The organism is Mesorhizobium sp. M1088 (genome assembly GCF_040318575.1).
In the GTDB taxonomy this organism is placed as follows: domain Bacteria; phylum Pseudomonadota; class Alphaproteobacteria; order Rhizobiales; family Rhizobiaceae; genus Mesorhizobium.
Genome location: NZ_JAMYMO010000002.1, coordinates 202,963 through 226,915, shown reverse-complemented (window position 1 = coordinate 226,915; position 23,953 = coordinate 202,963). Strand labels below are relative to the sequence as shown.

Genomic DNA, 23,953 nt, shown 5'->3' with positions numbered 1-23,953 from the left:
GTCTATTGGAACACCTTGTCCGGTGAATCGAGGCTGTCCGAGCCCTCGAAGGCTATCGCATTGAGCTTCAGGGTACCGACGGCGCGTTCGATCGACTTGGTCTGATCGACCAGCGCGTCGATCGCCGCCTGCACAGTGGCATTGCCTTCCGTGTTGCCTTCTCCGATCTGCTGGTCATAGGCCTCGCCGGCAAGCGCCCGTGCCTTGATGGCCTCCATCTTGGCGACGGTGACGTCCAGTTTGTCCGACAATTCCTTGTCAACCGCCGGGTCGGCCGCCTTGACCATGTCGGCGACCGACGGCCCCTCGACGACAGTGCCGTCGAGCCGCTTGTAGCTGCCGTGATACGCGGCACGGATGCCGATCGCATCGTAAAGATGGGAGTTGTAGGTATTGTCGGAGAAGCAATCGTGCTCCTCTTCCGGGTCGTGCAACAAGAGGCCGAGCTTCATCCGCTCTCCGGCGAGCTCGCCATAGGACAGCGAACCCATGCCGGTGAAGATGGTCGAAATGGCGGCGTTCGGCTCGCCATCGACAAGGTTCTTGCGGGCGGCGCCGCCTTCCTTCCAGTCGTCGGCCATATCCTTTAGATCGGAAACCAGAAGGTCGCTCGCCGATTTCAGATACTGTCCGCGGCGGTCGCAATTGCCGCCGGTGCAATTGGCGAGGTCGTAATCGGTGTAGGGCCGTTCGCCGGCGCCCGGACCGGTGCCGTGTAAGTCCTGACCCCAAAGCAGGAATTCGATCGCGTGATAGCCGGTCGCCACATTGGCCTCGATACCGCCGGCCTCCTGCAGGGTGCCGGAGAGGAACTCCGGCGTCAGGTCCGTGGCGTCGACCTTCTTGCCGTTGATCTCGATCGACTTGTTGGCGATCACATTGGCGGTGTAGAGCGCGTTGGCGTCCGACTCAGTGCCGTAGCTCTTGGCGACATAGTCGATCAAGCCTTCGTCGAGCGGCCAGGAGTTCACCTTGCCTTCCCAGTCGTCGACGATGGCATTGCCGAAGCGATAGACCTCGGTCTGCTGATAGGGAACGCGCGATGCCTTCCAGGCCTCGCGGGCGGCGTTCAGCGTTTCGGCAGATGGCTTGGCGAGCAGCGCATCGACAGCCTTGTCGAGCGCCTCGGCCGCGATCAGCGAATCCTCGTATTTGGCGAGCGCAATGTCGGAATAGGTCTTGATGACCGCCTTGGCATCGGTTTGCGCCTTGGCCGGCAGCACGAACACGGCCGCCGTCAGCATTGCGGTGGCGCCGATCGCCGCAAGCCTGCCGCCATACCGTGCCGTGATCATCGTTCTCATGATTGTCTCTCCTCGGGAATCAATGAAATGCCGGCGCCTCGGCGGGCAGCTGCCAGCGGGCAAAGAAGGGTCGCGCCATCGCGCGGTTCGCGGAAGAAAGACACCGAAATGCCTCCAATCGAAAGGGTTCAAGGCCCAGACATCAAAGGGATGCGCTGACGCGCGAGCTTCCATAAAACGGCGAAGACGCCGGATGTCAACTGGTGGCGTAGAAAAAATTCAATTGAAACAATAGTTTAGAATTATTCTAAACTAGAACTGTCAACTTTAACACCGACGTATGAGGAATGCCGGCGCATGACGCAGTTGACAGGCGGCCGTTCCGGGTGCGACCCGGATCGGCGCTCTTGCGGCGGCGCCGGACAATCGCCACCTGGCGAGACGTCCTAGATTTGGATGAGGAATCGGGCTGTTATGAAGAACGGGGTCGTCATTGTCGGTGCGGGTCATGCGGGCGTGCAAGCGGCCGCCAGCCTGCGCGAAGAAGGCTATGACGGCCCGGTGATCCTGGTCGGCGACGAAAACGAATTGCCCTACCACAAGCCGCCGCTGTCGAAGACCTTCATCAAGGATCAGCAAGCAAAGCCGCAGCCGTTGCGCGGCGAGGCTTTTTATACCGGCAGCGCCATCGACTTCCGGCCAGGCATCCGGGTCGAGCGGATCGACGTAGGCGGCCGCAGGCTGGAGATATCGGGCGGCGGTGTGTTGCCGTTTGACCGGCTGATCCTCGCCACCGGCGCGCGGCCGCGCCTGCTGCCGCTGCCGGGTTCGGAGCTTTCCGGCGTTGTGTCGCTGCGCTCGCTCGGCGATGCCCGCCTGATCCGCGAATTGAGCGCGCAAAGCGAGGAGGTCGTCATCCTCGGCGGCGGCTTCATCGGCCTGGAGATTGCCGCGACGCTCACCGCGGCAGGCCGCAAGGTCACGGTGGTCGAGGCGGTCGACCGGTTGCTCGGCCGCGCCGTGGCACCGGTCATCGCCGGCCATGTGCGCCAGCGGCTGGAGGCCACCGGTGTGCGCATCCTTACCGGCACCACCATCGAACGGCTGGAGGACGAGAACGGCCGTGTTTCGGCTGCAATCACCTCATCCGGCGAAAGATTGCCGGCGCAGATGGTCGTCATCGGTATCGGCGTCGTGCCGAATGTCGAACTGGCCGAAGCCGCCGGCATTGTCATCGCCAACGGCATCCGCGTCGACCAGCAGATGCGTACGTCGGTGCCGGAAATCCTCGCCATCGGCGACGCGGCGTCTTACCGGCACTGGTTCACCGGCGGCGACGTGCGGCTGGAATCGGTGCAGAACGCCACTGACCAGGCGCGGCTCGCCGCACGCACCATCGCCGGCCACACCGACAATTACTCGGCAGTGCCGTGGTTCTGGTCCGATATCGGTGACATGAAGCTGCAGATGGTCGGCCTGATTGCGGGCGGCGACAGCCATGTCGTGCTGGGCGACGTGGCCGAGAACAAATTCTCCATCTACCACTATGCCGGAAGCCGGCTGCTCGGCATCGAGTCGGTCAACCGGCCGGGCGACCATATGCTTGGCCGCAAGATGCTCGGCGCCGGCTTTTCGCCGTCGCCGCAGATTGTCGCGACCGGGCCCGACGGGCTGAAGGCCGCGCTCGCCGCCTTCCAGCAGGCAGAGCCGGCCCGCGCGGCAGGATAAGATCAAACCCAATCACCCTGAATGACCGAGTTCGACCGGGAGCTGACCTTCAAAACATATAGCGAAGTAAAGGAAACAGCGGTATTTTGACCAATTGAAATTCGTCGCGGGGGTGCTCATGGCTTTATATGTCATTGGCGCGGGCATGGGTCGCACTGGCACATATTCGCTGAAGCTCGCGTTGGAGCATCTTGGGTTCGGGCCGTGTCATCACATGGCAGATGTCCACGCCAATCCCGAGCAGAAGGCGCTGTGGCGCGCCGCCGGCCAGGGACAACTCCCGACCTGGGATGCGGCATATGCCGGCTATCTTTCCGCGGTCGATTGGCCAACGGCGCATTTTTGGCGCGAAGTGAGTGACCACTACCCTCATGCAAAGGTTATCCTGACAGTTCGTGACCCGGAAGCCTGGTATGACAGCATGGCGCAAACAATAGGGCTCACGATGGATGCTGCTACCAATGATCCACAGTCCTTTGGTGTGGCGGTGGTTGGAAACACTGTCTTTGGCGGTCGATTTGATAACCGTGATCACGCAATCGCTGTCTATGAAGCACATAACGCTTCCGTGAAATCAACGCTGCCACCTGAACGCCTTCTTACTTATCAGGCCTCCGAAGGGTGGGAGCCGCTTTGTGCCTTTCTCGGTGTACAGTTGCCTTCCGAACCGTTTCCACGCACCAATTCGACTGCCGAATTTCGTGCTCGCATAGGGCGTTGAACGGCGGCTTGCCACCTATCTCGGCCTTCGCGCAGTTGAATCTAGGCGATATCCTCGCCGCTCAGGCGGCGCGGGCCTCGCGGATCGAACTTTCCAGAATGTCGAGCGCCTCGTTCATGACGCCATCCTGGATGGTGATCGGCGCGAGGAAGCGGATGACGTTGCCGTAGACGCCGCAGGTCAGCAGGATCAGGCCCTTGTCGAGCGCCTTCAGCCGGACCGCATTGGCGAGTTCCGGCGACGGCAGGCCCTTCGTTACATCGTTGAACTCGACCGCGTTCATGAAGCCGGGGCCTCTGATATCGACGATCTCCGGGGCTTCGTCGCGGATCGCTTGCAGGCGCTGCTTCAGCCGGTTGCCCAGCGTGTTGGCCCGGTCGCAGAGCTTCTCCTCGTCGATGACGTCGAGCACGGCATGCGCCGCGGCGACGCCGATCGGGCTGCCGCCATAGGTGCCGCCGAGTCCGCCGGGGTTCGGCGCATCCATGACCTCGGCGCGCCCGGTGACCGCCGCCAACGGGAAGCCGCCGGCCAGGCTCTTGGCCATGGTGGTGATGTCGGCCGCCACCTCGTGGTGGTCCATGGCAAACATCTTGCCGGTGCGGGCAAAGCCGGTCTGCACCTCGTCGGCGATCAGCAGCATGCCGTGCTGATCGCAGATCTTGCGCAATGCGGTCATGAAGTCGCGCGGCGCCTCGTAGAAGCCGCCCTCGCCCTGCACCGGCTCGACGATGATCGCGGCAACGCGGGCCGGATCTACATCGGCCTTGAACAGCCGGTCGAGCGCAGCCAGCGAATCGGCGACCGACACGCCGTGCAGTGCAACCGGGAACGGCGCATGGAAGACATCCGCCGGCATGGCGCCGAAGCCGACCTTGTAGGGCACGACCTTGCCGGTGAGTGCCATGCCCATGAAGGTGCGGCCGTGAAAGCCGCCGGAAAAAGCGATGACCGCCGGCCGGCCGGTGGCGTTGCGCGCAATCTTGATCGCGTTCTCGACCGCCTCGGCGCCGGTGGTGACGAAGATCGTCTTCTTGTCGAACTTGCCGGGCAGCATGCCATTCAGCCGTTCGGCCAGCCTGATATAGCTCTCATAGGGCACGACCTGATAGCAGGTGTGGGTGAAGCGGTCGAGCTGCGCCTTGACCGCTTCGATCACCCTGGGGTGACGGTGGCCGGTGTTGACGACGGCGATGCCGGACGAAAAATCGATATAGCGGCGGCCTTCCACATCCCAGATCTCCGAGTTTTCGGCGCGATCGGCATAGATCTGAGTGGTCATGCCGACGCCGCGCGAAATCGACTGGCTCTTGCGTTCGGAAATGGCTGAATTTGTCATCGTATCCCTCACCGGGCCGGCGCCCGCTCTCGTTGATGGCTGTTGAGACTCTTCTGGGCTTATTTCAGGTTTTCCTCAAGTTGGCACTGGCGGCGGGCGATTGGGCCTGCCCGTCCGGCGGGCGACCTGACACAAAGTTGCCAAGTCCCGTTCCTTCGCGCCCCCCTCTGTCCTGCCGGACATCTCCCCCACAAGGAGGGAGATTGGCAGCTTCGTCGGCAGCGTTCCTTCTATAACGTTGGCGATTGGCGAAATCAGTGGTGACAGCCAATCTCCCCACCCGTGGGGGAGATGGCCGGCAGGCCAGAGGGGGGCGCGAAAGAACACGACGCGGGGAATTGAAAGCAAGCCTACTCACGCCGTCCGCACGAACCCCTCGCTGGCCCTCAGCAGATTGCGCGTATAATCCTTGGTGACACGGCGTTCGACAAGATCGTCCGCGGTCAGATTCTCCATCGCCTCGCCGTTCTGCATCACCATCAGCCGTTCGCACATGTGGGTGATGATGGCTAGGTCGTGGCTGACCATCAGGAAGGTCAGCTTGCGGCGGCGCCTGATCTCTTCCAGCAGGTTCAGCACCTCCGCCTGCACCGAAGCGTCGAGCGCCGAGGTCGGCTCGTCGAGCAGCAGGATCGACGGTTCCAGAATCAGGGCGCGGGCGATCGCCACGCGCTGGCGTTGACCGCCGGACAATTGATGCGAATAGCGAAAACGGAACCCGGTGCCGAGGCCGACCTCGTCGAGTGCCCGCTGGATGCGCTTTTCGCTGTCGGTGAAGCCGTGAATGGCGAGCGGCTCCTGCAGCAGGCGGTCGACGGTCTGGCGCGGGTGCAGCGAACCGTACGGGTCCTGGAAGACCATCTGCACCTCGCGGTAGAACGCCTTGTCGCGGCGCGCGCCGAGCGTTTTGCCGTTGACCGCGATGGTGCCCGAAGCGGCCGGCGCCAGGCCGGCGATTGCCCTGAGCAACGTCGACTTGCCGGAGCCGGACTCGCCGACCAGGCCGAAGGATTCACCGGATTCGACCTCGAGGCTGACGCCTTTCAACGCGCGGAAGCGGTCGAAGACCACCTCCAGCCTGTCGACGGAAAGCGCTGCCGTCATGCTGCCCACTCCGGCTTGCGGTCGAGCACCGGCAGCGGGTGACGGTCGGCGCCGATCTTGGGCATGCAGTTGAGCAGGCCGCGCGTATAGGGATGCTGGGCGCGGCCGAGCTCCGAGGCTTTGAGCTGTTCGACCACCTTGCCGGCATACATAACGATGACACGATCACAGAAGGACGAGACCAGGCGCAGATCGTGCGAGATGAAGATCAGCCCCATGCCGCGCTCGCTGACCAGCCGGTCGAGGATGCCGAGCACGTCGAGCTGGACAGTGACGTCGAGTGCCGAGGTCGGCTCGTCGGCGATCATCATTTCTGGCCCGGCGATCAGCATCATGGCGATCATGGCGCGCTGGCCCATGCCGCCGGAAACCTCGTGCGGATGCAGGTCGAAGACACGGGCCGGATCGCGGATCTGCACAGCCTCCAGCATGGCCAGCGCGCGGTCGCGGGCTTCGGCCTTGGAGACCTTCTCATGCGTGCGCAGCGTCTCGACGATCTGGCGGCCGATGCTCATCACCGGGTCGAGCGAATATTTCGGATCCTGCAGGATCATGGCGATACGCTTGCCGCGCAGCGCGCGGCGCTCGCGCGGCGAGGCGGCCAGCAGGTCGATGCCGTCAAAAGCGAGCGTCGTCGCGGTCACCTCGGCCTGCGGCGGGGTGACGCCCATGATGGCGCGGCCGGTCTGCGACTTGCCCGAACCGCTCTCGCCAACAATGCCGAGCCGCTCGCGGCCGAGCGAGAAGGAGACGCCGCGCACCGCCTCGATCAGGCCGGTGCGCGTCGGGAAGGTAACGCGCAGGTCGTCGACTTCGAGAAGCGTGCTCATTGGTCGCCACTCATTGGTCACCGCTTCGGGGATCGAGCGCGTCGCGCAGGCCGTCGCCGAGCAGGTTGAAGCCGAGGCTGACGATGAGGATGGCAAAGCCCGGCGCGCCCGCCACCCACCACTGGTCGAGCACGAAGCGGCGGCCCGACGCGATCATCGCGCCCCATTCGGGCAGCGGCGGCTGCGCGCCGAGGCCGAGGAAGCCGAGGCCGGCCGCGGTCAGGATGATGCCGGCCATGTCGAGCGTCACCCTGATGATCAGCGAGGAGATGCAGAGCGGCATGATGTGGCGAAGCACGATGCGAAACGGCGAGGCGCCCATCAATTGCACCGCCTTGATGTAATCGGAATTGCGCACCGTCAGCGTTTCGGCGCGGGCAATGCGGGCATAGGGCGGCCACGAGGTGATGGCGATGGCAAGCACGGCATTTTCGATGCCGGGGCCGAGCGCGGCGACAAAGGCCAGCGCCAGGATCAGCTTCGGAAAGGCGAGAAAGATGTCGGTGATGCGCATCAGGATCGCATCGGTCCAGCCGCCGGCGTAACCGGCGACGGTGCCGACCAGCAAGCCGATGGGCGCGGCGATGATGGCAACCAGAATGACGACGTAGAGTGTCCAGCGCGAGCCGAAGATGATGCGCGAATAGATATCGCGGCCGAGATCGTCGGTGCCGAACCAGTGCGCCGCACTCGGCGCCAGCAGCCGCGAGCCCTTGAGGTCGCCGAACGTCGGCGAATAGGGCGCCAGCACATCGGCGAAGGCTGCGACCAACAACAAGGCGATGATGATGAGCAGGCCGGCAAACGCCAGCCGGTTGGCGGAAAAGCGCCGCCAGGCCACATAGGCGCGGCCGAGCCTCGCCTGCACGCGCGACGCCGGCCGCTCGCTGAGCAGCCAGTCGCGGCGGGTTTGAATCGCTTCCGTGCTCATCCTGCCTTGGTCCTCATCCTGCCTTGGTCCTTGGATCGAGCAGCCGGTAGAGCAGGTCGGAGAATAGATTGATGGCGATGAAGACCGAGCCGATGATGATCGTGCCGCCAAGCACGGCATTCATATCGGCGTTCTGCAGCGAGTTGGTGATGTAGAGGCCGATGCCCGGCCACGAAAACACTGTCTCGGTCAGCACCGAGCCTTCGAGCAGCCCGGCATAGGACAGAGCGATCACCGTGACCATCGGCACCGCGGCGTTGCGCAGCGCGTGACCCCAGATGATGCGCGTTTCCGACAGGCCCTTGGCGCGCGCTGCGACGATGTATTCCTGGGTGAGTTCGTTCAGCATGAACGAGCGCGTCATGCGGCTGATGTAGGCGAGCGAGAAATAGCCGAGTAGCGAGGCCGGCAGGATGATGTGGCGGAAGGCATCGGCAAATACGTCCCACTGCCGCTGCCAGAGCGCATCCAGCAGGTAAAAGCCGGTAATCGGCGTGAAGGTGTATTCGTAGACGACGTCGAGCCGGCCGGGAAAGGCGACCCATTGCAGCTTGGCGTAGAACAGCACCAGCGCCAGCAGCCCCAGCCAGAAGATCGGCACGGAATAGCCGACAAGGCCGATGATGCGCACGATCTGGTCGATGACGCTGCCGCGCCGCACGGCGGCCAGCACGCCAAGCGGCACGCCGATCACCGAACCGATCAATGTTCCTAACGTCGCCAGTTCGAGCGTCGCCGGAAAGGCGCGGCGGATATCGGTCATCACCGGATTGGTGGTCAGCACCGAGGTGCCGAAATCACCGTTCAGGGCATGCTTGACATAGATGTAGAACTGCTCGACCAGCGGCAGGTCGAGGCCCATCTCGCGGCGCGTTCGCTCGACGACGTTGGCCGGCGCCCGGTCGCCGAGCACCGCCAGCACCGGGTCGATTGGGATCACGCGGCCGATGAAGAAGGTCACCGCGAGCAGACCGAGATAAGTCGTTATCGCGATGACCAGGAACCGGGCGATCGATGAGGTCACGGCAACGGCGCGGGCGCCGCCGCGCCCTGCCGTCACTTCGCTTTCAACTACGCTCATACGGCGCGTCCGCCGGCGTCACTCCCCGGCATCACTCTTTCGAGACGGGGCCGACGAAGTTGGTGTCGAAGCTCGGGCCGAGCGCAAAACCCTTGAGGTTCTTGCGCAGGCCGGCCACTTCCAGCTGCTGGTGGATGATGACGAAGGGGCTGGTATCGAGGATCTTCTTCTCGAGATCCTGGTACATTGCGGCGCGCTTGGCCGCGTCCTTCTCGAGCAGGGCGGCTTCGGTCTGCTTGGTCAGGTCCGGAATGTCCCAGGCGTTGCGCCAGGCCAGCGTCTTGGTCTTGCCTTCATCCGAATTGTCCGGGTTGCTGGCAAAGGTCTGGGCATTGGAGTTCGGATCGAAATAATCCTGGCCCCACTGGCCGATATAGATGTCGTGGTTGCGGGCGCGGTATTTGGTCAGCGTCTGCTTGCCGTCGCCGGGGATGATCTCCAGCTTGATGCCGGCCTGTCCCAGCGTCTGCTGGATCGATTCCGCCATGCCCGTCGTCGGCTGCCCGGTACGCACGTCCATGGTGACGGTGAAGCCGTCGGCGAGGCCGGCCTTGGCGAGCAGTTCCTTGGCCTTGGCGACGTCGAGCTTGAACGGATTCTCGTCCAGCTCGCCAAGCACGCCTTTCGGCAGGAAGGTCTGATGGATCTCGCCGATGCCCTTGAGGATGGTCGAGCTCAAGGCGTCGTAGTCGACCAGATATTTGAACGCCTGGCGAACCTCGGGCTTGGCCAGGTTGGCGTTCTTCTGGTTGAGGCTGATGTAATAGACCGTGCCCTTCGGCGCGCTGGTGGTGGTGAGGTCGGCATTCTTGGCAATGGCATCAAGGTCGTTCGGCTCGAGATTGCGGGCGACGTCGATGTCGCCGGCTTCCAGCGCCAGGCGCTGGCCCGAGCTTTCCTTCATATTGCGATAGATGACGCGGGCAAGCTTGGCTTTTTCGCCGTAGTAATTGTCGTTGCGCTCAAGGACGACGGCCTCGTTGGCCCGCCATTCGCGCATTTTGAAGGCACCGGAGCCGGCATAGCCGGTCTTCAGCCAGGCATTGCCGAAATCATTGTCCCATTTGTAGTCGGCGCTCGGCGTGACCGCGGCGACATGCTCCTTGACCAGCTTGGCGTCGACGACCGAGGCGACCGTCGCCGACAGGCAGTTCAGCACGAAGCTCGGCGCATAGGCCTTGTCGACCGTGAACTGGAACGTGGTGTCATCAACGGCCTTGGCCTTCTCGGTGACGTTGCCGCCATCGATACCGAACTGGCCGATAATAAAGGCCGGGCTCTTGTCGAGCTTGATGGCGCGCTCGAACGAATAGGCGACGTCGGCCGCCGTGATCGGATTGCCGGAGGCGAACTTGAGGCCGGGCTTGAGCTTGAACGTGTAGGTCAGGCCGTCGTCGGAGACGCTCCAGCTTTCGGCGAGATCGCCTTTGACCTTGGATGTGTCGCTGAGGTCGAGGCGTACCAGAAGATCATAGGTGTTGCCGGTGACCTCTGCGGTCGACAATTCGAATGCTTCGCCCGGATCCATGGTGATGATGTCGTCGATGGCGAAACCCTCGACCAGCGTGTCGGCGGGCGTGACCGCGAAGGCAGGCGCACCGGCCAGGAGCAGCGCGGACATAGCCGCGCCCGCGAGCAAGAAGCGGGAGCGTAGAGCAAACTTTTCCATCATCATTTTAACTGTTCCCTGTTTTTGTTGACCTGAGTTCCCGGCTCAGGGTTGTGGCATTTCTTGCCGCGTCGAACGGTGATCCCCGGACCGTTGTCTTGGCAATTTTTTGTGCGGTTCCGGTTCACCATATCCGGCGGTTTCGAGCGCGGCAACGAGCATTTGCAGAACGGTCGATTGGGCCAGACCGGCGGAGCGAAAATCCGGCTATTTCAGCGCGGTAACCAGGTCGGCGTCGGGAAAGCAGGTAGCGGAACGGCCGTTGCTGGCCTGCCATTTGCCGATCGAGCGGCGCGTCTTGAAGCCAGGCAGGCCGTCGGCGCTGCCGACATCGTAGCCCCTGGCTTCCAGCGCCCGCTGCAGGGCGGCGATGTCGGAGCGGTAGAGCCCGCCGACCGCGCCCCAATTGCCCGAGAAATTGCTGTCGCCATGGGCGATGCGATCGGCGCCATGGCCGATGAACAGGGCATAGAGATCGCTGGTGTTATACTGCTTCAGCACATAGAAATTGGGGGTGACGATGAAGGCCGGGCCGCTACGCCCGGCCGGCATCAAAAGAAAGCCCTCGGCTTTCAGTTCGCTCGGCGGGAACGGTTTACCCGACACACGCCTGACGCCCATATCAGCCCATTGGGAAATCTTCTTGCCCTGGTCCGGACCTTCGAGCGAGCACGAGACGCTGTCCGGCACAGTCACCTCGAAGCCCCAGCCGCGGCCCCTGACCCAGCCATAATGGACGAGATAATTGGCGATCGAGGCCAGTATATCGGGCGTCGAATTCCAGATGTCGGTGCGGCCGTCGCCGTCGAAATCGACGGCATGCTTGAGGAATGATGTCGGCATGAACTGCGGCTGGCCAAGCGCGCCTGCCCAAGACGATTTCATCGCGCCGACCGGGGCAAGCCCGCGCTCGACGATCTCGAGCGCAGCCAAGAGCTCGGTGCGGAAGAATTCCTTCTTGGTCGACATGAACGCCTTGGTGCCCAGCACCTCGAAGGCGTCATAAGGCATCTTCGCCGCGCCGAAGCCGCTCTCGCGGCCCCAGATCGCCAGCAGCACTTCGCCAGGCACGCCGTAGCGTTTCTCGATCGCGGCAAGCGTCCTAGCGTTGGTCGCCTCGCGGGTGCGGCCGCCGGCGGTCACCGCTCGGACTATCTTTTCAGCGAAATAGGCGCCCGGCGAACCGAATTCGGCCTGATGCTGCTTCTGCGGCGTCGTCGCCTTCTCGCCCGGCTTCACCAGGTCGGGCAGCCTGAGGTTCGGCTTTACGCCGTCGAAAGCGGCATCGAAGGTTTTCCTGGAGATGCCTTTGGCATTGGCTTCGGGCCAGAGGTCGTTGCTGAGCCAGGCGCGGAACTGGTCGTCGATCTTTGCGGCGGAGGCGGGGGTGGCGAGGATCAACCCAAGTAGGGCTGCTAGAAACGAGAGGCAGGCTAGTGTGCGAGCTCGGCGTTCTGTCGCGCCCCCCTTTGTCCTGCCGGACATCTCCCCCACTTGGGGGGAGATTGGCAGCTTCGATTTCTGCTCCAGCCTTGCACCGTTGAAGATTGGCGAAAGCCAGCGCGACAGCCAATCTCCCCCCTTGAGGGGGAGATGTCCGGCAGGACAGAGGGGGGCGCGACGGAACGCAATCATCTCGGAAGCACTCTCCCCGCAACTCGCCTCAAAACACTGTCCGCGACTTCAGTGCTGCGGCCAGCGTACCTTCGTCGAGATAATCGAGTTCGCCGCCGACCGGAACACCGTGCGCCAGGCGCGTCACCTTGATGTCGAAGCCGGAAAGCTGGTCGGTGAGGTAGTGCGCGGTGGTCTGGCCCTCGACAGTGGCGTTGACGGCGAGGATCACTTCCTTGACTTCGCCGCCGGCGACGCGATCGACCAGCGAACGGATGTTGAGCTCATCAGGACCAATGCCGTCGAGCGGCGACAGCGTACCGCCGAGCACATGGTAGCGCACGTTCATGGCTGTCGCCCGCTCCAACGCCCAAAGGTCGGCCACGTCCTCGACGACGATGAGCGTAGTGGGGTCGCGGCGGGGGTCGGTGCAGATCATACATGGATCTGAGGTATCGACATTGCCGCAGGTCGAGCAGATGCGCACCTTGTCGACCGCCTCGCCCATGGCGGCGGCGAGCGGCGCCAGCAGCTGTTCCTTCTTCTTGATGAGGTGGAGTGCGGCGCGGCGTGCCGAACGCGGACCGAGCCCCGGCACCTTGGCCAGCAGCTGGATCAGGCGTTCGATCTCGGGACCGGCGATTCGCTTCGACATCGCACCGGTTTAGGATTTTTCCGCACGCTTTGGAACAGTTGAGCGGCCAGGGGCTCCGCTCTTCCCTTCTCCCCTTGTGGGAGAAGGTGGATTGGCGCGCAGCGCCAAGACGGTTGAGGGGTGTTGGCCGGAGCGCCGTCGATGCCAAGCTGGAGCACCCCTCATCCGACCTCGCTCCGCGAGGCCACCTTCTCCCACAAGGGGAGAAGGGAAGGCCGACGTCGCGGCCAGTGCTGCCGCCCTCAGTTTTCTTCCAGTGGTCGGGTCTGGCCGGCGATCATCGCGCCGATGGCGTCGGTGTTCTCGGGCGTCGCCTCGAACGACATTGTCGGCTCTGCCGGCGCGGCCTGGAAGGAGGTGACAGGCCGCTCGCTCACGGTTCCGCCAAAACGGGCCGCATCCGGCTCCTGCATTGGTTCCTGCAGCGCCACAAGCATCGGCTTCTCCGCCGTCGCCTTCTCCGGGGTCGCCATTCCGGCGGTCACCCTTGTCTGCTTTGCCGGCAGCGATGCGGCGGCGGTAACATAGGTTGCCTTGGCGAATGTCGGCTTGACCTCGCGAGCCGGCTCCGCCGAGGCGACAAGTATGGCCTGAGCGGCAGGCGCTTGCGGCTTGGCTTGGGCCATGGCGACCACCGGTTCGTCCGGCAGCGGCTGCCAGTTGCGGCCGCGCTTTTCATAGAAGGCATTGCCGCCGGCGACCATGGTGTAGTGCATGTTCTTGTAGGGGAAGCGCAGGCCGGCGGTGTGGAAATACATGGTGTTCTTCAGCTTGGCTTTGCGCTCGCCCTTGAGCACCGCCTCGGCGGCTTCCTCGACGTCGGGCATCGCCTTCGAATTCATCGGCCGTGTCATGACGCCCGGCGCGAACTGCCCGCGCTCGCCGACGACCTGGCAGATGGTGTTGCCGTGATTGCCGGACCGCAGCCGGTTCATCACCACCGTGCCGACCGCAATCATGCCGTCACGGCTGGAGCGGTTGGACTCGAAGAACATCGCCCGCTCCAGGCATTCCTTCTCCTTCGGCGTGGAATTGTAGGAGCGCGAGCTCAGGAAACTCGGCGTAATGGCATCGGTCAGGCTGGACATGCCGTGCGAGGCGGTCTGACTGCAAGCGGCCAAAAACAGCGGCGAGATAACGACGCCGAGCCGCAACGGCGTCTTCCATCGGGTAGAGATCAACAGGTGTCCCCTCAATTCTGCTGCCAGCCCGCCCCTGGTTGCGGCAAGAATGAGACACTTTCAGGCAAAAAGATGGCTAAAGCGTTATTAAGTGTGGGGAGTTGCCCAATAGACACAGCTGGCGGTGGAGCGAGCACTGGGCCGCTGCACTCTTCGGCCACTGTAACGGCATACCGATTGACTAGCGCGTCGCGTTCGACCGGCCTCATGCGACGCGCTTTAGGTTCTTGTTTTGATGCATGTCGTTATCGCAAAACCGCTGCACACTTTTGCGCGACATGCACTAGCCTTAGAACGGCAGTTTCATTCCCGGCGGGATCGGTAGGCCCGCGGTCAGCGCCCTGGTCTTCTCCTGCATGATCTGCTCGACCTTGGTCCTGGCGTCGTTGTGGGCAGCGAGAAGCAGGTCCTCGAGAATCTCGACCTCGTCCTCCTTGAACAGCGCCGGGTCGATCTTCAGCGACTTCATCTCGAATTTGCCGGTCAGCGTCACGCTGACCAGGCCGCCGCCGGCCTGCCCGGTGGCTTCCAGCGTGGCGATCTCATCCTGCATGGCCTGGAACTTGGCCTGCATTTCCTTTGCCTTGCCCATCATGCCGAGAAGGTCTTTCATCGCACTGTCCTTTGCAGCTGGTCCAGGTTGTTCAGGTTTCGTCGTCGTCGGCCGGCGGCTCGACCGGCACTTCGGCGTCGTCGGCTTCCGGCGCATCGGGAATGCGCACGTCGATGATCTTGGCACCGGGAAAGCGCGCCAGGATGGCGGCGACCGTCGGGTCGCTCTTGGCATCGAGGAAGGCGTTTTCGCGCTTTGTCGATTCCATCTCGGCCAAGGTCTGGCCGCCCTCGTCCTTCGACAGCGACACCAGCCAGTTGCGGCCCGTCCAGGCGCGCAGCTTGGCGGTCAAATCATTGAGCAACATCTTCGGCGCATCGTCGGTCAGGCTGACGTCGATACGACCGGGCTCGATGCGCACCAGGCGCACGCAACGCTTCACCAGCACCTTGAAGGCCATGTCGCGCTGGGCGTCGGCAAGGGCGATAATGTCGGCCAGCGATTTCACCGGCACCGGCGACGCCTCGACCGCCGGCTCCGGCGGAGCAACGAAGTTGGTCGGCACGGGCTCGGCCTCGACCAGGCGCATCGTCTCGACCAGGCGCATTGTCTGGGCGCCGCCATTGGACGTCGGCATCCGCGCCTGCGCCACGGCGCCGGCACCACCGCCTGCAGGCGCATGGTTTGCCGGGCCGGGGCTTGCCGGCGTGCCATTCACGCGCGGCGCAGCGCCCGGCAGTGTACCGCCGTTCTCCAGCGATTTCAGCGCCTCGTCCAGCGTCGGCAGGTCGGCGGCATGGGCCAGCCGGATCAGCACCATCTCGGCGGCGCTGACCGGGCGGTTGGAGGTCTGCACCTCGGGAATGCCTTTCAAGAGCATCTGCCACGTCCGCGACAGCACCTTGACCGACAGCGTGCTGGCGAAATCGGCGCCGCGCCGGCGCTCGTCCTCGGACAGCGAGGCGTCGTCGATGGCAGCCGGCACGAAACGCAGACGGGTGACCAGATGGTTGAACTCGGCAAGGTCGGTCAGCACCGCGGCAGGATCGGCGCCGGTATCGTACTGGGCACGGAATTCGGCAAGTGCGGCGGCGACGTCGCCCTTCATAACATGCTCGAACAGGTCGACGATGCGGGCACGGTCGGCGAGGCCGAGCATGGCACGCACCGCTTCGGCGCTGACCGCGCCGCCGCCATGGGCGATCGCCTGGTCGAGGATCGACTGCGCATCGCGCATCGAGCCTTCGGCCGCGCGCGCGATCATCGCCAGCGCATCGTCTTCGACTTCGATGCCCTCCAGACCGGCTATCCTGGCAAGGTCGGCCTTGATCATTGCCGCATCGATGCGCCTGAGGTCGAAACGCTGGCAGCGCGACAGGACGGTGATCGGCACCTTGCGGATTTCGGTGGTGGCGAAGATGAACTTGACGTGCGGCGGCGGCTCTTCCAGCGTCTTCAGCAGGCCGTTGAAGGCCTGGTTGGAAAGCATGTGCACTTCGTCGATGATGTAGACCTTGTAGCGCGCCGACACCGGGGCATAGCGCACACGCTCGATGATGTCCCTGATGTCGTCGATGCCGGTATGCGAGGCGGCGTCCATCTCGATGACGTCGACATGCCGGCCTTCCATGATCGCCTGGCAATGCTCGCCGAGCACGGCAAGGTCGACGGACGGCTGGTCGACGGTCGATGTTTTGTAGTTCAGGGCCCGCGCGAGTATGCGCGCGGTCGTCGTCTTGCCGACGCCACGCACGCCGGTCAGCATCCAGGCCTGGGCGATGCGGCCGGTGGCAAAGGCATTGGTCAACGTGCGGACCATCGGCTCCTGGCCGATCAGTTCGGAGAAATTCGACGGTCGGTATTTGCGCGCCAGCACGCGGTAGGCGGCAGGCTTGTCCAATTTCCCGGCCTCGTTTCCGGCTTCGCTCATTCGCCCGTAAAGCTCCAAGGGCTGCCACTGGAGGCGGCCGATTCCTGCGCATAATTTCGCCCGCGCGGCTTGGCGCCGTCAATGTCGGGGCAAAAGGCGAAGAGGCGGGAGGCTGGAACAATGACCCGTTCCGGGCTCGTTAGGGCTGCTTCCTTCCGGACCTGACCCGGTTGGCGAGTGGACCGTCCACCACCAACCTCCCAGCCTCCATATCGGCAATCCGGCGATGAAATGCAAGTGCGGATGATAGGGGCCTTGAGGGACGGCGAAAGCTGAAACCAAAAACCCGCCTCGGCGGGCGGGTCGTTGGTGCGAATAATCACCATAGCGAGATTAGTAGCATAGCTGCCGGCACAAAGCAAGAACAAAATGTGGCCGCGATCCTCGGCGGGGCAGCGCCAACCTGATGCAATTTGCCCGGGCCCTCACATCTTCGCGCACAATCAGCGCCGCGACGGCCAATGTTGCTTGCTGCCCCTTGCGGCCCTTCGGAAGCCGCTCTAGCGTCGATGGAGGTCAAAAAACGTCAAAAAGTGTGGGAAACGCCAATGCTGCCGGGCCTCAAGGCCGGATTCACGCTTGACGCCCAGCTGGAAGCCGACAGCGAACAGCTGATGTGGCTCGGCCTGTGCGAATTGCGCGTCATGAACGACCGCCGCTGGCCATGGCTGTTGCTGGTGCCGCAGCGGCCGGGCATCGAGGAAATCCACGACATGACGCCGCTGGACCAGGCGATGCTGACCTTCGAGACCAACATGGTGGCGCTGGCGCTGAAGCGGGTGACCGGCTGCACCAAGATCAACACCGGCGCACTCGGCAACATCGTGCGCCAGTTGCATGTACACGTCATTGCGCGCTCGGAAGGCGATCCCGGCTGGCCCGGCCCGGTGTGGGGGCACGGCCTGCGCGAGCCCTATCAGCGCTCCGACCTTCGCAAGTTTGCGGAAAAGATCAAGGCAGCGCTATAAGCCTCTCCCGTGTCCACCTTGAACCTTCCCGAGTCTGCATGAGCTTTCGCCTGTTTGACGCGCCCTTGCGCGAGCCGAGCCAGTTCGTCGGCTTCGCCGGCAACATTATCGACCGGCAGTCCGAAAACCGCGCCGACGATTCCGTCGAAAACGCACTCGCCGATCCCTCGGCGCGGCTTTTGCTGATGCGTGGCGGCCGGCTCTATCTGAAACTTGCGCAAGGCGCATTCGACCCCTGGTTCGGCGTGGCCGAATGCCGGCCGCTCGAAGCATCGCTCGAAAACGGCGTCCTGCTCGGTTTTTCCGAAAGCGGCCCGGTGCTGGCGGTGCCGGCCGGGGTCGAGCCGGAGCAGCTTCCCGAGACGATCAAGGCGATCGACTATCGCTCGGTCTATATGCAGGGGCTGATCGACGAAGCGGCGGCCGGCGCGCTGGCGCAAGGGGCGGCGCTGCTCGCCTGGCATGCCAGCCATCGCTTCTGCAGCAAATGCGGCACCGAAGCCGAGATGCGGGCGGGCGGTTACAAGCGGCATTGCCCGGCCTGCGGTACGGAGCACTTTCCGCGCACCGACCCGGTGGCGATCATGCTGACGGCAACACGCGAAAAATGCCTGCTCGGCCGCGGCCGGCATTTCGGGCCCGGCATGTATTCGGCGCTCGCCGGTTTCATCGAGCCGGGCGAGACGATCGAGGCGGCGGTGCGCCGCGAAACACTGGAGGAAGCCGGCATCAGGCTCGGCCGCGTCGTCTACCACGCCAGCCAGCCCTGGCCGTTCCCCTACTCGCTGATGATCGGCTGCTTCGGCGAACCGCTCAACGACGATATCCACCCCGACCTCAACGAGCTGGAAGATTGCCGCTGGTTCTTTCGCGACGAGGTGCTGTCGATGCTGGCCAGGGAACATCCGGGCGGCCTGGTGACGCCGCCGAAAGGCGCGATCGCCTATAACCTCATCCGCGCCTGGGCCGACAGCGTGTGAGACGAAGACATCGCAGGAGCAGAAAATGATCCGTCACACCGTCGTGTTCACGCTGAAACACCCGCCGCATTCGCTCGAGGAAAAACGGTTCCTCGCCGACGCCAAGAGGATTCTCACGGCGATAAAGGGCGTCACGCATTTCGAGCAGTTGCGGCAGGTCAGTCCCAAGAACGACTACCGCTTCGGCTTCTCGATGGAGTTCGCCGATCAGCGGGCCTATTCCGGCTATAACGATCATCCCGACCACGTCGCCTTCGTCCGCGACCGCTGGATCCCCGAGGTCGCGGCGTTTATGGAGATCGACTACGTGCCGCTCGGCTGGGGCTGAGACTGGAAAGCGGCGCTCTAAAAAATTAATACCCAGCGTCGCGATCCACCACATTTTCCAGCGCTTCGCCGCGCTCGAAAGCATCCATCTGACGCAGCATGATCGGCGCCAGGTGGACCGGATCGGAGGTTGCCGCCGCGTGCGGCGTCACGAACACTTTGGGGTGGCTCCATAGCGGGCTGGTCTTCGGCAGCGGCTCGACCTCGAACACGTCGAGGCTGGCTTCCTTCAGCGTGCCGTCGTCCAGCGCGCGCAAAATGTCGGCGTCCTTCTGCAGCCTGCCGCGCCCGGCATTGATCAGCACCGAACCGCCGAGCCCGTTGCGCTTGCGGAGCTCCTTCAGCACGCTGTGGTTGATGATGCCGTGCGTCTGCGGCGTCAGCGGCAGCAGCACCACCAGGATATCGGTGGCGTTGAGGAACGGGATCAGGCCGGCCTCGCCCGCGTAAGTCGAGACACCTTGCATCGGCCGGTCGCTGCGCGACCAGCCATTGACGGGAAAGCCGAGCGACAACAGCACCGATGCCGCCGCGCGGCCAAGCGTGCCGAGCCCCATAATGCCGACCGAGATGTCGCTGGCCGGCCGCTGCTGCGGTTCATGCCAGATCTTCTTCTGCTGCTGGGCGCGGTAGAGCATGCCCTGGCGATGGTGGTCGAGCACCCGCCAGACGACGTATTCGGTCATGTACTGGGTCAGGTTGTCGGCCACCACCTTGACGACCGGTACGTCGGGCAAGGTGGGATCGGCGAAGATGTGGTCGACGCCGGCGCCGATCGAGAAGATGGCGCGCAGATTGGGCAGCGACGACAACAGGTTCGGCCGCTGTTTCCACACCACCGCATAGGTGATCGAGGGATCGCCGGCGCCGTTCGGCTCGAGCACCACCTCGCGCTCCGCCGACAGCAGTTCGCGCCAGCGCAGCGGATGAATACCGGTGAGGGCAAGCAGGATGCGGCCTTTTTCCATTGCGGATTGTTTTTCCCTTTTTACCAACAGCGTTCGCGTCCCGACGCGCAAGGCGCGGCAGCGTTTTGATTTTGTGCATGATCTCTGGCGAAAATCTACTCGCTGACGATGCCGACCGGCGCCGTTTCGATCTTGAAGGCGGCCGAGATCAACGCCTTTGTATAGTCGGTCCGCGGTTTGCCGAAAATCTGTTCGGAAGGACCGGCCTCGACGATCCTGCCATTGCGCATGACGATGACTTCGTTGGCGAGCGCGCGGATGACCCTCAGATCGTGGCTGATGAAGAGGTAGGCGAGGTCGTGCTTGGCCTGCAGGCTGCGCAAGAGGTCGACGACCTGCGCCTGCACGCTCATGTCGAGCGCCGAGGTCGGCTCGTCCAGCATGACGAAACGCGGGTTGAGCACCATGGCGCGCGCGATGGCGACGCGCTGGCGCTGGCCGCCGGAGAATTCGTGCGGATAGCGGTTGCGCGTCGCCGGATCGAGGCCGACTTCCTTCAGCACGTCGACGACACGCTCGTCGCGCGCATCAGGCGACAGCTTCGGCTCATGGATCTTCAACCCTTCCTCGATGATCTCGGCGACCGACATGCGTGGACTGAGCGAACCGAACGGATCCTGGAAGACGATCTGCAACTCGCGCCGCAGCGGCCGCATTTCGTTGAAGGACAGCTGATCGATGCCGCGTCCGTTGAACTGGATGGTCCCGGTCGACGAGATCATCCTGGCCAGTGCCAGGCCGAGCGTCGTCTTGCCTGAGCCGGATTCGCCGACGACGCCAAGTGTCTGGCCGGCCCGCACGGTGACGTCGATGCCGTCGACCGCCTTCACATTGTCGACGGTGCGCCGGAAGAAGCCCTTCTTGATCGGAAACCAGACCTTGACGTCCTTGCCGACCATCACCGGCTTGGCGGCCTGGTTGGCCGCCGGCGGCTTGCCTTTCGGCTCGGCGGCAAGCAGATGCCGCGTGTAGGCGTGCTGCGGATTGGCGAATATCTCCTTGGTCGGGCCGGTCTCGACGATCTTGCCCTTGGTCATCACGCAGACCCTGTCGGCGATCTTCCTGACGATGCCGAGATCGTGGGTGATGAACAGCATCGACATGTTCTTGCGGCTTTTCAGGCCGGCGAGCAGCTCGAGGATCTGCGCCTGGACGGTGACGTCGAGCGCCGTCGTCGGCTCGTCGGCGATCAAAAGTTCAGGCTCGTTGGCCAGCGACATGGCGATCATGACGCGCTGGCGCTGGCCGCCGGAAAGCTGGTGCGGATAGGCGTCAAGCCGCTTCTCCGGCTCGCGGATGCCGACCTCGTGCAGAAGTTCCAGCGTGCGCGCCTTGGCTTTGCGATCGCCCAGGCCCTGATGCAGCTTCAATACCTCGACGATCTGCTGCTCGATCGTATGCAGCGGGTTGAGCGAGGTCATCGGCTCCTGGAAGATCATGGTGATCTTGTTGCCGCGCACGCGGCGCAGGTCTCTCTCGTCGGCGGCAAGCAGGTCGGCGCCGAGGAACAGGATCTTTCCCGAAGGGTGGCTGGCAGTCGGATACGGCAGCAGCTTCAGCACCGACAGCGCGGTGACCGACTTGCCGGAGCCGGATTCGCCGACCAGCGCCACCGTCTCGCCCTTGGCGAGGTCGAAGGAAATATGGTCGACGGCGATCGACTGGTTGCCGCTTTGCGTGAAAGCGACGCTGAGATCCCGGACCGAAAGGAGAGGGGTGTCGCTCATCTGAACGTCTTGCGCGGATCGAAGGCGTCGCGCGTGGCCTCGCCGACGAAGACCAGCAGCGACAGCATCAGCGAGATGACGACGAAGCCGGAAATGCCGAGCCAGGGCGCGTTGAGGTTGCGCTGTGCCTGCTTCAACAGCTCACCCAGCGAGGCGGCGCCGGGTGGCAGGCCGAAGCCGAGATAGTCGAGCGAGGTCAGCGTCGAGATCGAGCCGCTGAGCAGGAAGGGCAGGAAGGTCAGCGTCGCCACCATGGCGTTGGGCAGCAGATGCCGGAACATGATGGTGACGTTGGACACGCCGAGCGCGCGCGCCGCATTGACATATTCGAAGTTACGGGCGCGCAGGAACTCGGCCCGCACCACGCCGACCAGTGCCACCCAGGAGAACAGCAGCATCAATCCGAGCAGGATGAAGAAGCCGGGCGGCAGGATGGCGGCGACGATCAGGAGCAGATACAGCACCGGGATGGCCGACCAGATCTCGATGAAGCGCTGGAAAAGAAGGTCGGTCCAGCCGCCGAAATAGCCCTGCAGAGCGCCGGCCGCCACGCCGATCAGCGCCGAGCCGGCAGTCAGGATCAGGCCAAACAGCACCGAGATCCTGAAGCCGTAGATGACGCGCGCCAGCACGTCGCGAGCCTGGTCGTCGGTGCCCAGCCAGTTCCAGTTGCCGACGTTGCAATTGGGGTCTGCCTCGCCTTTCGGATACTGGTTGCAGCGCGTCTTCTTGTCGTAGAGCCAGGACGGCTTGGTCGGTGCTGCTTCGGGAATAGCGTTGTTGACGGTCTGGTAGGAGTAGCGCACCGGCGGCCAGACCATCCAGCCATTGGCGTTGATCTCGTCCTGGATGACCGGGTCGCGGTAGTCGGTGACCGCATAGAAGCCACCGAACTTCTCCTCGGGATAGGCGACCAGGACCGGGAACAGGATCTCGCCCTTGTAGGAGGCGATGATCGGCTTGTCGTTGGCGATCAGTTCGGAAACCAGCGACAGCACGAACAGGAACAGGAAAATCCACAACGACCAGTAGCCGCGCCGGTTGGACTTGAAGTTCTGCAGGCGCCGCTGGTTGAGCGGCGACAGAAAGGGCCGCGCGATCCGAGGCGGCGCCGTTTCGGCTGTCACCTGCGCCATCAGACGTCTCTCCGCTCGAAGTCGATGCGCGGATCGACCCAGGTATAGATCAGATCGGACAGCAGCCCGACGAACAGGCCAAGCAGCGAGAAGATGTAGAGATTGGCGAAGACCACCGGATAGTCGCGCTGCACCACCGAGTTGAAACCAAGCAGGCCGAGGCCGTCGAGCGAAAAGATGTTCTCGATCAGCAGTGACCCGGTGAAGAATGCCGAGATGAAGGCACCGGGAAAACCGGCGATGACGATCAGCATGGCGTTGCGGAAGACGTGGCCATAAAGCACCTGCCGCTCCGACAGGCCCTTTGCGCGGGCGGTGACCACATATTGCTTGCGGATTTCCTCGAGGAAGGAATTCTTGGTCAAAAGCGTCGTCGTGGCGAAGGCCGATAATACCAGCGCGGTCAGCGGCAGGGTCATATGCCAGAAATAGTCGACGATCCGCTGCGGCCAGGACAGCTGGTCCCAATTGTCGGAGGTGATGCCGCGCAGCGGAAACCAGTCCCAGAACGAGCCGCCGGCAAACAGCACCATCAGCAAGATGCCGAACAGGAAGCCCGGAATCGCGTAGCCGACGATGACGACGCCGCTGGTCCAGACGTCGAAAGTGGAGCCGTCCTTGACCGCCTTGCGGATGCCGAGTGGGATCGAGATCAGGTAGGACAAAAGCGTGATCCACAGCCCGATCGAGATCGACACCGGCATCTTTTCCAGGATCAGGTCGAGCACCGATATGTCGCGGAAATAGCTGTCGCCGAAATCGAAGCGGAGATAGTTCCACAGCATCATGCCGAAGCGCTCGAGCGGCGGCTTGTCGAAGCCGAACTGCTTCTCCAGCTTCTTGATGAATTCGGGATCGAGCCCTTGCGCGCCGCGGTATTTCGAGCCGACGTCGCCGGCGACATCGACATTGGCGCCGCCGGCATCACCCCCGCCGCCGCCGAGGCGATCGCTGCCGCCCTGGTTGGTCAGCCTGGCGATGACCTGCTCGACCGGCCCGCCTGGAGCAAACTGGATGACGGCAAATGACACCGCCATGATACCGAACAGGGTCGGGATCATCAAAAGGATGCGGCGCAGTATGTAGGCGCCCATCAGGCTTTACCCTCCTTGAGGACGACCATTGTGTCTAAAGGTGCCCCCAAGGCAATCGCCCCACGCCAATTGCCGAAGTCGGTGCCGCCCCTCATTGTCCTGCCGGACATTTCTCCCCGTATAGTGACGGGGAGAAAGGGGCTGGCCGTAGTCTCGGCGCTTCTATAGCGACG

Annotated in this window: 21 protein-coding genes and 1 other RNA gene; 5 read left to right on the top strand and 17 right to left on the bottom strand. The window is 63.5% G+C overall.

Features of this window, described 5'->3' with window-relative positions:
• Positions 1 to 2: 2 nt before the first annotated feature.
• On the bottom strand, positions 3 to 1,295 hold the full coding sequence (locus NKH49_RS03805; RefSeq protein ID WP_502904300.1) for an imelysin family protein: 1,293 nt from the start codon (positions 1,293 to 1,295) through the stop codon (positions 3 to 5).
• 423 nt (positions 1,296 to 1,718) lie between these two features.
• On the opposite strand from NKH49_RS03805, the gene NKH49_RS03800 reads away from it, so the two are divergent.
• Both NKH49_RS03800 and NKH49_RS03795 read left to right on the top strand, forming a co-directional pair.
• Positions 1,719 to 2,972: an NAD(P)/FAD-dependent oxidoreductase gene (locus NKH49_RS03800; RefSeq protein WP_352613873.1), complete on the top strand. Its 1,254-nt coding sequence runs from the start codon at positions 1,719 to 1,721 to the stop codon at positions 2,970 to 2,972.
• A 118-nt stretch (positions 2,973 to 3,090) separates the two neighbouring features.
• The gene (locus NKH49_RS03795) at positions 3,091 to 3,693 is read left to right on the top strand and encodes a sulfotransferase family protein (protein ID WP_084643033.1); all 603 of its coding nucleotides are present in this window, start codon (positions 3,091 to 3,093) and stop codon (positions 3,691 to 3,693) included.
• 61 nt (positions 3,694 to 3,754) lie between these two features.
• Here the strand turns inward: NKH49_RS03795 and NKH49_RS03790 are convergent, their stop codons facing one another.
• The 12 genes from NKH49_RS03790 to ffs all read right to left on the bottom strand — a co-directional run bounded on the left by NKH49_RS03790 (position 3,755) and on the right by ffs (position 16,781).
• Positions 3,755 to 5,032 carry a 4-aminobutyrate--2-oxoglutarate transaminase gene (locus NKH49_RS03790; protein WP_352455102.1) on the bottom strand — a complete coding sequence of 426 codons (1,278 nt, stop codon included), beginning with the start codon at positions 5,030 to 5,032 and terminating at the stop codon, positions 3,755 to 3,757.
• Positions 5,033 to 5,386: 354 nt separating this feature from the next.
• Entirely contained in the window at positions 5,387 to 6,136 is a 750-nt protein-coding gene (locus NKH49_RS03785; RefSeq protein ID WP_352613872.1) for an ABC transporter ATP-binding protein, read from the bottom strand.
• Positions 6,133 to 6,966, bottom strand: a complete 834-nt coding sequence (locus tag NKH49_RS03780) for an ABC transporter ATP-binding protein (RefSeq protein WP_352542928.1) — start codon at positions 6,964 to 6,966, stop codon at positions 6,133 to 6,135. The genes NKH49_RS03785 and NKH49_RS03780 overlap by 4 nt, the downstream gene beginning before the upstream one ends.
• A gap of 10 nt (positions 6,967 to 6,976) precedes the next feature.
• Positions 6,977 to 7,897 carry a nickel transporter permease gene (nikC, locus tag NKH49_RS03775; protein WP_352613871.1) on the bottom strand — a complete coding sequence of 307 codons (921 nt, stop codon included), beginning with the start codon at positions 7,895 to 7,897 and terminating at the stop codon, positions 6,977 to 6,979.
• Between the two features lie 13 nt (positions 7,898 to 7,910).
• Positions 7,911 to 8,978, bottom strand: coding sequence for an ABC transporter permease (locus NKH49_RS03770; protein ID WP_352681264.1), 1,068 nt, complete (start codon positions 8,976 to 8,978; stop codon positions 7,911 to 7,913).
• 31 nt (positions 8,979 to 9,009) lie between these two features.
• Positions 9,010 to 10,653 carry an ABC transporter substrate-binding protein gene (locus tag NKH49_RS03765; protein ID WP_352925197.1) on the bottom strand — a complete coding sequence of 548 codons (1,644 nt, stop codon included), beginning with the start codon at positions 10,651 to 10,653 and terminating at the stop codon, positions 9,010 to 9,012.
• A 201-nt stretch (positions 10,654 to 10,854) separates the two neighbouring features.
• A complete protein-coding gene (locus tag NKH49_RS03760) occupies positions 10,855 to 12,132 on the bottom strand; it encodes a lytic murein transglycosylase (RefSeq protein ID WP_352925195.1) in 1,278 nt (425 codons plus the stop codon).
• A 178-nt stretch (positions 12,133 to 12,310) separates the two neighbouring features.
• Entirely contained in the window at positions 12,311 to 12,916 is a 606-nt protein-coding gene (recR, locus tag NKH49_RS03755; protein ID WP_023676872.1) for a recombination mediator RecR, read from the bottom strand.
• Positions 12,917 to 13,158: 242 nt separating this feature from the next.
• Positions 13,159 to 14,097 carry a cell wall hydrolase gene (locus NKH49_RS03750; protein ID WP_352613867.1) on the bottom strand — a complete coding sequence of 313 codons (939 nt, stop codon included), beginning with the start codon at positions 14,095 to 14,097 and terminating at the stop codon, positions 13,159 to 13,161.
• 289 nt (positions 14,098 to 14,386) lie between these two features.
• Complete coding sequence (locus tag NKH49_RS03745) at positions 14,387 to 14,710, bottom strand: YbaB/EbfC family nucleoid-associated protein (RefSeq protein WP_352470044.1); 324 nt, start codon at positions 14,708 to 14,710, stop codon at positions 14,387 to 14,389.
• A gap of 31 nt (positions 14,711 to 14,741) precedes the next feature.
• Positions 14,742 to 16,580: a DNA polymerase III subunit gamma/tau gene (locus NKH49_RS03740; RefSeq protein ID WP_352613866.1), complete on the bottom strand. Its 1,839-nt coding sequence runs from the start codon at positions 16,578 to 16,580 to the stop codon at positions 14,742 to 14,744.
• A 104-nt stretch (positions 16,581 to 16,684) separates the two neighbouring features.
• Positions 16,685 to 16,781, bottom strand: an RNA gene (ffs, locus tag NKH49_RS03735) — signal recognition particle sRNA small type.
• 347 nt (positions 16,782 to 17,128) lie between these two features.
• Between ffs and NKH49_RS03730 the strand changes: the two genes are divergently transcribed.
• Genes NKH49_RS03730 through NKH49_RS03720 form a run of 3 tightly spaced genes read left to right on the top strand, consistent with a single transcriptional unit; the run spans position 17,129 to position 18,856 of the window.
• Positions 17,129 to 17,548 (top strand): HIT family protein, encoded by a 420-nt coding sequence (locus NKH49_RS03730; RefSeq protein WP_023676868.1) that lies wholly within the window; start codon positions 17,129 to 17,131, stop codon positions 17,546 to 17,548.
• A gap of 38 nt (positions 17,549 to 17,586) precedes the next feature.
• Positions 17,587 to 18,528, top strand: a complete 942-nt coding sequence (nudC, locus tag NKH49_RS03725) for an NAD(+) diphosphatase (protein WP_352613865.1) — start codon at positions 17,587 to 17,589, stop codon at positions 18,526 to 18,528.
• Positions 18,529 to 18,553: 25 nt separating this feature from the next.
• Positions 18,554 to 18,856: a Dabb family protein gene (locus tag NKH49_RS03720; RefSeq protein ID WP_292662251.1), complete on the top strand. Its 303-nt coding sequence runs from the start codon at positions 18,554 to 18,556 to the stop codon at positions 18,854 to 18,856.
• Between the two features lie 25 nt (positions 18,857 to 18,881).
• Here NKH49_RS03720 and NKH49_RS03715 read toward each other — a convergent pair whose 3' ends face one another.
• The 4 genes from NKH49_RS03715 to NKH49_RS03700 all read right to left on the bottom strand — a co-directional run bounded on the left by NKH49_RS03715 (position 18,882) and on the right by NKH49_RS03700 (position 23,780).
• Positions 18,882 to 19,823, bottom strand: coding sequence for a 2-hydroxyacid dehydrogenase (locus NKH49_RS03715; protein WP_352613864.1), 942 nt, complete (start codon positions 19,821 to 19,823; stop codon positions 18,882 to 18,884).
• A gap of 95 nt (positions 19,824 to 19,918) precedes the next feature.
• Complete coding sequence (locus NKH49_RS03710; RefSeq protein WP_352613863.1) at positions 19,919 to 21,550, bottom strand: ABC transporter ATP-binding protein; 1,632 nt, start codon at positions 21,548 to 21,550, stop codon at positions 19,919 to 19,921.
• Positions 21,547 to 22,686 carry an ABC transporter permease gene (locus NKH49_RS03705; protein ID WP_352448572.1) on the bottom strand — a complete coding sequence of 380 codons (1,140 nt, stop codon included), beginning with the start codon at positions 22,684 to 22,686 and terminating at the stop codon, positions 21,547 to 21,549. Before NKH49_RS03705 ends, NKH49_RS03710 begins: the two co-directional genes overlap by 4 nt.
• Positions 22,686 to 23,780 carry a microcin C ABC transporter permease YejB gene (locus tag NKH49_RS03700; RefSeq protein WP_352448571.1) on the bottom strand — a complete coding sequence of 365 codons (1,095 nt, stop codon included), beginning with the start codon at positions 23,778 to 23,780 and terminating at the stop codon, positions 22,686 to 22,688. The genes NKH49_RS03705 and NKH49_RS03700 overlap by 1 nt, the downstream gene beginning before the upstream one ends.
• Positions 23,781 to 23,953: the final 173 nt, after the last annotated feature.

What these genes read in the sequence shown, in the direction of transcription:
- NKH49_RS03805 (WP_502904300.1), bottom strand. Translation starts at nt 1,295, where the DNA reads ATGATCACGGCACGGTATGGCGGCAGGCTTGCGGCGATCGGCGCCACC.
- NKH49_RS03800 (WP_352613873.1), top strand. Translation starts at nt 1,719, where the DNA reads ATGAAGAACGGGGTCGTCATTGTCGGTGCGGGTCATGCGGGCGTGCAA.
- NKH49_RS03795 (WP_084643033.1), top strand. Translation starts at nt 3,091, where the DNA reads ATGGCTTTATATGTCATTGGCGCGGGCATGGGTCGCACTGGCACATAT.
- NKH49_RS03790 (WP_352455102.1), bottom strand. Translation starts at nt 5,032, where the DNA reads ATGACAAATTCAGCCATTTCCGAACGCAAGAGCCAGTCGATTTCGCGC.
- NKH49_RS03785 (WP_352613872.1), bottom strand. Translation starts at nt 6,136, where the DNA reads ATGACGGCAGCGCTTTCCGTCGACAGGCTGGAGGTGGTCTTCGACCGC.
- NKH49_RS03780 (WP_352542928.1), bottom strand. Translation starts at nt 6,966, where the DNA reads ATGAGCACGCTTCTCGAAGTCGACGACCTGCGCGTTACCTTCCCGACG.
- nikC (WP_352613871.1), bottom strand. Translation starts at nt 7,897, where the DNA reads ATGAGCACGGAAGCGATTCAAACCCGCCGCGACTGGCTGCTCAGCGAG.
- NKH49_RS03770 (WP_352681264.1), bottom strand. Translation starts at nt 8,978, where the DNA reads ATGAGCGTAGTTGAAAGCGAAGTGACGGCAGGGCGCGGCGGCGCCCGC.
- NKH49_RS03765 (WP_352925197.1), bottom strand. Translation starts at nt 10,653, where the DNA reads ATGATGATGGAAAAGTTTGCTCTACGCTCCCGCTTCTTGCTCGCGGGC.
- NKH49_RS03760 (WP_352925195.1), bottom strand. Translation starts at nt 12,132, where the DNA reads ATGTCCGGCAGGACAAAGGGGGGCGCGACAGAACGCCGAGCTCGCACA.
- recR (WP_023676872.1), bottom strand. Translation starts at nt 12,916, where the DNA reads ATGTCGAAGCGAATCGCCGGTCCCGAGATCGAACGCCTGATCCAGCTG.
- NKH49_RS03745 (WP_352470044.1), bottom strand. Translation starts at nt 14,710, where the DNA reads ATGAAAGACCTTCTCGGCATGATGGGCAAGGCAAAGGAAATGCAGGCC.
- NKH49_RS03740 (WP_352613866.1), bottom strand. Translation starts at nt 16,580, where the DNA reads ATGAGCGAAGCCGGAAACGAGGCCGGGAAATTGGACAAGCCTGCCGCC.
- NKH49_RS03730 (WP_023676868.1), top strand. Translation starts at nt 17,129, where the DNA reads ATGCTGCCGGGCCTCAAGGCCGGATTCACGCTTGACGCCCAGCTGGAA.
- nudC (WP_352613865.1), top strand. Translation starts at nt 17,587, where the DNA reads ATGAGCTTTCGCCTGTTTGACGCGCCCTTGCGCGAGCCGAGCCAGTTC.
- NKH49_RS03720 (WP_292662251.1), top strand. Translation starts at nt 18,554, where the DNA reads ATGATCCGTCACACCGTCGTGTTCACGCTGAAACACCCGCCGCATTCG.
- NKH49_RS03715 (WP_352613864.1), bottom strand. Translation starts at nt 19,823, where the DNA reads ATGGAAAAAGGCCGCATCCTGCTTGCCCTCACCGGTATTCATCCGCTG.
- NKH49_RS03710 (WP_352613863.1), bottom strand. Translation starts at nt 21,550, where the DNA reads ATGAGCGACACCCCTCTCCTTTCGGTCCGGGATCTCAGCGTCGCTTTC.
- NKH49_RS03705 (WP_352448572.1), bottom strand. Translation starts at nt 22,686, where the DNA reads ATGGCGCAGGTGACAGCCGAAACGGCGCCGCCTCGGATCGCGCGGCCC.
- NKH49_RS03700 (WP_352448571.1), bottom strand. Translation starts at nt 23,780, where the DNA reads ATGGGCGCCTACATACTGCGCCGCATCCTTTTGATGATCCCGACCCTG.